This window comes from Nocardiopsis halophila DSM 44494 (assembly GCF_000341245.1).
Classification (GTDB): domain Bacteria; phylum Actinomycetota; class Actinomycetes; order Streptosporangiales; family Streptosporangiaceae; genus Nocardiopsis_A; species Nocardiopsis_A halophila.
In genome coordinates this window covers 6,359-12,017 of sequence record NZ_ANAD01000127.1, presented here as the reverse complement: position 1 = coordinate 12,017, position 5,659 = coordinate 6,359, and the positions used below count along the sequence as shown (strand labels likewise).

The window sequence follows — 5,659 nt, the reverse complement described above, 5'->3', positions numbered from 1 at the left end:
CTCCTCCGAACGAGGAAAGGCCCACCGACCGGGGTTGCTAGCCTCATCGGGTTTGACCGATGGCCCCCATCCGCCTTGGAGCCCACCGCATGACTCCCCCGATGCCCGGTTCGGTGAGGACCGCCCGTGGCCTGTTCATCGCCCATGCCGTCATCGTCGGCTTCGGCCTGGCGATGCTGTGCGGCATGTTCCTCATCGTGGGCAGCGACATGGACGCCGTCCTCGCCGAGGCCGATACCAGCGCCGGATTCCTGGTCTTCGGGCTCGTCGTCGGCGCAGTGTTCCTCGTCCTGTACCTCGTCGCCGCCGGGAAGCTGCGTGCGGGCGGCCTCCAGGCCCGGACCTTCGCGCGCGTGATCGCCGTCCTCGACCTGGGGGGTATGGGCATCAACCTCATGCAGGGCCTCAGTCTCGGTACGGTCGCCGGGATCATCATGGACATCGCCATCCTGGTCGCCTTGTCGAAGGACGACGCCGCCGATTGGTTCTCCCGGACCGAGACGGTCGGGCACGCCTGAGCGTGCCCCGTCCATCCTGGACACGGCGCGCGGGCGATGTGCGAGTGAGGGACGGGCTCCGGGATCGGGAGCGTCCATGGTGTTCGCAGCCGGTGCGGCATCGCAGGGGCCCGGCGGCCCTCGGCCCCGTCGCCGCCTCGCCTAAGAGTGGGGTGCGGTGCCCCGAGAGGACGTCACTCTGCGCGGTGCTCGGTGTCCTCCTCCGGCCACTCTTTCACCGGGGTGACGGTCGATCCCCTCGGGAGGTGGGCCAGCAGGTCCCTGCTCAGTTCCTCCTGGTCGGCCCACCGTGCGGAGATCAAGGCCGCGTTCGTGCGGCCCGGGCGGGCCTCGTCCGTCGGGTCGACGGGGGCCACCGCGTCCACGCCCGGGACGGGTGGGCGGGCCGCCTCGGCGACCGGGAAGGCGCCGAAGGGGCGCACCCGTGCGTGCTCGGAGGGGAACTTGTCCTCGGAGCCGGACGCCGGGACGAGGGCCCCCTCCCTGAGGTCGCCCCACGCCCCCGTCTCACGCTCCTGCCCGAACACGCGCTGGAACCCCGCCAGCTCGTCCGGGTCCGCGGCCAGGACGCGTCCTTCGCCGTCGCCGGTGCCCGTCTCGCGCACCTCGGCCACCAGGACCTCCTCGATGTCCGGGTGGCCGACCATGTACCCCTTCGACCCGCCGGGCAGCCGGTCCGGGGCCACCACGACCAGGTCCGCCCATGATTCTCCGAATGTTCGCGCACCGGCCCCTTCGGCCGTGACGGGTGGGGCGAATGTGGCGGCGGCCGCGACGGCCCCGAGGGCGAGCCCCAGGGCGGTCGCCGCGGACGCCGGCGCCGTGGTCGACCGAGTGCGCATACCCGGTATCAGACCACGCGGCGGGCGCTCTGCGCAGGGACGACACGGGCCGGCGCCACCCCTCCTCAATCCACCCCGCGCTCCCGGAAGGCCGCCCGGTACTCGGTGGGGGTCACCCCCAGCGTCCGGCCGAACGAGCGCCGCATGGCCGCCGAGGAGCCGAACCCCGCCCGGTGGGCGACCGCCTCCACCGGGTGGTCGGTCCCCTCCAGCAGGCGCTGGGCCAGCTGCACCCGCTGGTCGTGCAGCCAGCGCAGCGGGGTGGCGCCGGTCGCCTGCACGAACCGCCGGGCCAGGGTCCGCTCGGACATGCCCGCGCGCGCCGCCAGCCGGCGCACGGTCAGCGGGACGTGCAGGTTCTCCCGGGCCCAGGCCAGCGTGTCGGAGAAGGGGTCGTTCCCGGACACCGGCGCCTCGATGTACTGGCGCTGGGTCCCCGACCGGTGCGGCGGGGTCACCATCCGGCGCCCGATCTCCGCCGCCGTGTCCGCCCCGTGCGCGCCGCGCACCAGGTGCAGGCACAGGTCGATGCCGGCCGCCGTGCCCGCGGAGGTCCACAGGCTGCCGTCGTTGACGAACAGCGCCTCCTCCTCCACCACTGAGTCCGGGAAGCGTTTGCGCAGCTCCTCGATCCACATCCAGTGGGTGGTGGCCCGCCGCCCGCGCAGCAGCCCCGCCTGGCCCAGGGCGAACGCCGCCCCGCACAGCGCCGCGATCGGGGTGCCCGACCGGTCGGCCGCACGCAGCGCCGCCAGCAGGTCCGGCGGGTAGTCGAGCACCGGGTCGGGCCCACCGGGCACCACCACCAGGTCGGCGCCGGCGACCGCGTCCATGCCGTGGGTGGCGCGGACGCTCGCCCCCGGCGACGCCGCGGCCACGGACCCGCGGACCCCGCAGCGCCGCAGCTCGAACCGGGGCACCCCGGCTCCGGTGCGGTCGATCCCCCACACCTCTGCTGACACTGCGTAGTCGAAAACACTCATACCGTTATAGATCAGTACGGATACGACACGCATGGCATGAATTGAAGCATGCCCGCCGTTTTTCCACTTTCCCGGCGCCCCCGGAAAAGCGGAGCATCGATTCGGCTACCGCCCGAGCGCGGTCCCCTTCGTTCCCCGTCCCCAGCACCCGGCACAAGGAGCGGCATCCCGATCATGAGCGGCGCGATGACGGCGCCCGCCGCACGGCGGGCATCCGGCGACTGGAAAGGCCGCGCCGAGGAGATCTTCACCGAACGGCTGCTCGACGAGCACGCGCCGTTCCCCTGCGTCTTCGGTGTGGACGCCCTGCGCCGCGGCACCCTGCGCTTCGCCTTCGTCGACGACACCTGCGCCGACAACGCCGACCCCGGGATCGAGGCCGCCGCCCGCGGCACCGCCGAGGCCCTGGCCCGCTACGCCGCCGAGGCCCCCGCGATCGGCCGCCGCACCTCGCTCGTGGTCCTCTACCGCGGCGCCCTGGGCCCCGACCCCGGCGCCGGACCCGCCGCCGTGAAGGCCTACCAGGACCGGTTCTGGGCCCTGCTGCAGCGGGTGCACGAGCACGACCGCGACCCCTGGCCCGCGGAGATCCCCCGCGATCCCGAGTCCCCGACCTGGGAGTTCTGCTTCGCCGGAACACCCATGTTCGTCGTGGTCAACACCCCCGCCCACGAGCGGCGGCGCAGCCGCGGCCTGCCCTACTTCTGCATCACCTTCCAACCCCGCTTCGTCTTCGAGGGCCTGGAGGGAACCTCCTCCCAGGGCCGGAACGCGCGCCGCATCATCCGCGGCCGGCTGCGCGACTTCGACGACGTCCCTCCCGCCCCGGTGCTCGGCGACTACGGAACCGACGGCAACCGGGAATGGACCCAGTACTTCCTCGAAGAGGAGGAGGGCACCGCCGTGCCCCCGCGGTGCCCCTTCTCCGTCCGCGCACAGAAAGCGCGGGACGACGTGGAGAGTGAGGGTGAAGCATGAGCGTCCGTTTCTCCGACCAGGTCCCCCCGTCCATCCCGGCAAGGATTTCCGAACTCCTCCCCATGCAAGGCAGCATCGAACTGCAGAACGACCGGCCCGGCAAAGTCCACGCCTGGCATTTCCACAGTCTGAAAGAGGAGCTCTTCGTCGTCTCCGGAAAGGTCCTGCTGTTCTGGATCGACGGCGACGGCTACCACCAGCGCGCCTGCACGGCCGGAACGCACATCGCGCTGCCGGCCGAGACCGTGCACGGTTCGGTGGCCGGCGCCGACGGGGCCGTCTACATCATCAGCCCCGAGGGCGGCCGCACCGCCGAGACGACGTTCCTCGCCGCCGCCGACCACCCCCGGCCGGTACCCGAGTTCGAGTAGCCGTGCCCACATAGACGGGCGGGTCCGCGCGAGAACCCCGGCCCGGCGCAGGGCGGGCGGCCCCCGTGCCCGCTCCGCGCCGCACCCGCGCGGACCCGCCTCTTTCGTTCCGCCCCCGCTCCCGCACGCCCCGGCCCCCACGAGAGGACGCCCGTGAGCAGTACCCAGGACCCGCCCGCCGAGGCCTCCCGGCTCCGCGGCCACCTCCGTCTGCCCGGGGCGGTGGCCCTGGCGATCACCATCGTGGTCGGCAGCGGCGCCCTGGTGCTGCCGGGCATCGTCTACGGCCAGGTCGGCGACGCCGCCCTGTACACCTGGATCGCGGCCTCGGCGGCCACCGTCCCGCTGCTGGTGGTCTTCGCCCGGCTGGGCGCCGCCCACCCGGGCGCCGGCGGCGTGGCGGGGTTCGCCCAGGCCGCGTTCGGGCGGCACGCGGCGGCCGGGGTGGAGGTACTGTCCCTGGGCACCTTCGGGCTGGGCATCCCGGCGATCGCGCTGACCGGCGCCAACTACCTGACGGCGCTGCCCGGGCTGACCCAGGTGCCGGGCCCGGCCGCGGCCGCGCTGCTGCTGGCCGGCGCCGCCGGGGTCGTCGCGGTGGGGGTGAGCCTGTCCACCCGGGTGCAGGTGGTGCTGGCCCTGGTGCTGACCACGATGCTGCTGGTCATCGGTGTGCTGGCGGTCGGCGCCGGGGAGCCGGCGCAGCACCTGCCGCCGCCGGAGCCCGGGGCGGTGGTCACCGGCGTGCTGGTGATCGGCGCGGTCTTCTTCGCCTACACCGGCTGGGAGATGCTCTCCTTCACGACCGAGGAGTACGCCGACCCCCGGCGGGACTTCCCGCGCGTGGTCGCCATCAGCTTCGTGATCGTCGTGGTGATGTACCTGCTCCTGGCGCTGGGGGTGCAGACCCTGCTGGCCCGGGACGACTCCGAGGCCCTCAAGGCGCCGGTGCGGGCGCTGGTCGCCGAGTCGGTCTCCCCGGGGGCGGCGGGCGTGGTGGCGGTGCTGGGCGTGGTCATCATCGCGGCCAACCTGATCGGCGCCGTCTGGGGCGCCTCCCGGCTGGTCATGTCGAGCGCCCGGGAGGGCCTGCTGCCGCGCGCCCTGGCGCGCCTGGGCGGCGCGGCGCAGCCGCGCCGCGCGGTGGGCGCCTGCTTGGCGGGCTTCCTGGCGGTCCTGGCCGCCAACCAGACGGGGCTGCTGTCGCTGTCGGAGCTGCTCACCATCGCCGGGCAGAACTTCTACCTGCTCTACCTGGTGTGCGCGGTGGCCTACGCGCGCCTGTTCCGGGGCGCGCACCGGGTGTTCGGGATCGCGGTGACCGCCGTGCTCGGCGGGGTGGCGGCGTTCGCGTTCGGCCCGGCGCAGCTGGCCTACTGCGCCGCGCTGCTGCTGGCCGGGGCCGGGGCGGCGGCGCTGCGCTCGCGCGGCGCCACCCGCACCCCTCGGACCGGGGAACGCTCGTGACCGGCTCCACCCCGGTCCGGCCGAACCGGCGCACCGGCAGCTCCTCGGCGGTGCCGTCCTGGTCCATCCGGGTCAGCGCCGGGTTCACCTCCTCGCACCCGGCGACGTCCTCCGGGGCCAGGCCCACGCCGTAGCACTCGTCCGCCGTAGGCGGACTCCTCGCGCAGCTCGGTGTCGATGCCCTTCTCCCGGCCCCCGGTCGGCCGAGTCGGAGCCCTCGCCCTGGCCCCCTCGTCCCCGGCCCCATCGGCGCCCCCTTCATCGGTGCTCGTCGGACATGGGAAGGCCCCTCCCTCCGCCGCCGGGCCCCACGTCGCCGTCAGCGCCCGGCCCTTCGGCGGTGACGGTGATGCCGGCGTGCGCCTCGGTGCCGCCCGGCGGCAGGCAGGGGTTCTGGTCCACCGATGCGCGGAAGGCCGCGCTCCCCGTGCTCATACCGACCTGCCCTCTGGCGTCTCCTCCGGTACGGCCATGACCACGACGGTCACGTTGTCGCGGCC

At 74.1% G+C, this 5,659-nt stretch carries 7 protein-coding genes (1 of these 7 only partly in view); 4 read left to right on the top strand and 3 right to left on the bottom strand.

The genetic code is table 11. The features are described 5' to 3' along the window. Positions 1-113: 113 nt before the first annotated feature. Positions 114-518, top strand: a complete 405-nt coding sequence (locus D450_RS0114910; protein ID WP_241483164.1) for a hypothetical protein — start codon at positions 114-116, stop codon at positions 516-518. Positions 519-691: 173 nt separating this feature from the next. On the opposite strand, the gene D450_RS0114905 is transcribed toward D450_RS0114910, so the two are convergent. Together D450_RS0114905 and D450_RS0114900 are read right to left on the bottom strand one after the other, a co-directional pair. Beyond that, entirely contained in the window at positions 692-1,360 is a 669-nt protein-coding gene (locus D450_RS0114905; RefSeq protein WP_152520841.1) for a hypothetical protein, read from the bottom strand. Positions 1,361-1,425: 65 nt separating this feature from the next. Further along, positions 1,426-2,376, bottom strand: coding sequence for a GlxA family transcriptional regulator (locus tag D450_RS0114900; protein ID WP_026124632.1), 951 nt, complete (start codon positions 2,374-2,376; stop codon positions 1,426-1,428). A 141-nt stretch (positions 2,377-2,517) separates the two neighbouring features. Here D450_RS0114900 and D450_RS0114895 point away from each other — a divergent pair, with 141 nt between their 5' ends. The 3 genes from D450_RS0114895 to D450_RS0114885 all read left to right on the top strand — a co-directional run bounded on the left by D450_RS0114895 (position 2,518) and on the right by D450_RS0114885 (position 5,159). Further along, positions 2,518-3,321, top strand: a complete 804-nt coding sequence (locus D450_RS0114895; RefSeq protein ID WP_017539458.1) for a YqcI/YcgG family protein — start codon at positions 2,518-2,520, stop codon at positions 3,319-3,321. 62 nt (positions 3,322-3,383) lie between these two features. Then, positions 3,384-3,692 carry a cupin domain-containing protein gene (locus tag D450_RS0114890; RefSeq protein ID WP_017539457.1) on the top strand — a complete coding sequence of 103 codons (309 nt, stop codon included), beginning with the start codon at positions 3,384-3,386 and terminating at the stop codon, positions 3,690-3,692. Positions 3,693-3,845: 153 nt separating this feature from the next. Next, positions 3,846-5,159 (top strand): APC family permease, encoded by a 1,314-nt coding sequence (locus D450_RS0114885; protein ID WP_017539456.1) that lies wholly within the window; start codon positions 3,846-3,848, stop codon positions 5,157-5,159. Between the two features lie 258 nt (positions 5,160-5,417). On the opposite strand, the gene D450_RS0114875 is transcribed toward D450_RS0114885, so the two are convergent. After that, positions 5,418-5,659: the 3' portion of a PP2C family protein-serine/threonine phosphatase gene (locus D450_RS0114875; RefSeq protein ID WP_449289466.1), read on the bottom strand. It continues 598 nt past the right edge of the window; the window shows 242 of its 840 coding nt (coding positions 599-840); its start codon lies beyond the right edge, outside the window; the stop codon is at positions 5,418-5,420.

Bases quoted from the DNA above. Each gene is read 5' to 3' on its own strand.
- D450_RS0114905 (WP_152520841.1), bottom strand. From the start codon at position 1,360: ATGCGCACTCGGTCGACCACGGCGCCGGCGTCCGCGGCGACCGCCCTG.
- D450_RS0114900 (WP_026124632.1), bottom strand. From the start codon at position 2,376: ATGCGTGTCGTATCCGTACTGATCTATAACGGTATGAGTGTTTTCGAC.
- D450_RS0114895 (WP_017539458.1), top strand. From the start codon at position 2,518: ATGAGCGGCGCGATGACGGCGCCCGCCGCACGGCGGGCATCCGGCGAC.
- D450_RS0114890 (WP_017539457.1), top strand. From the start codon at position 3,384: ATGCAAGGCAGCATCGAACTGCAGAACGACCGGCCCGGCAAAGTCCAC.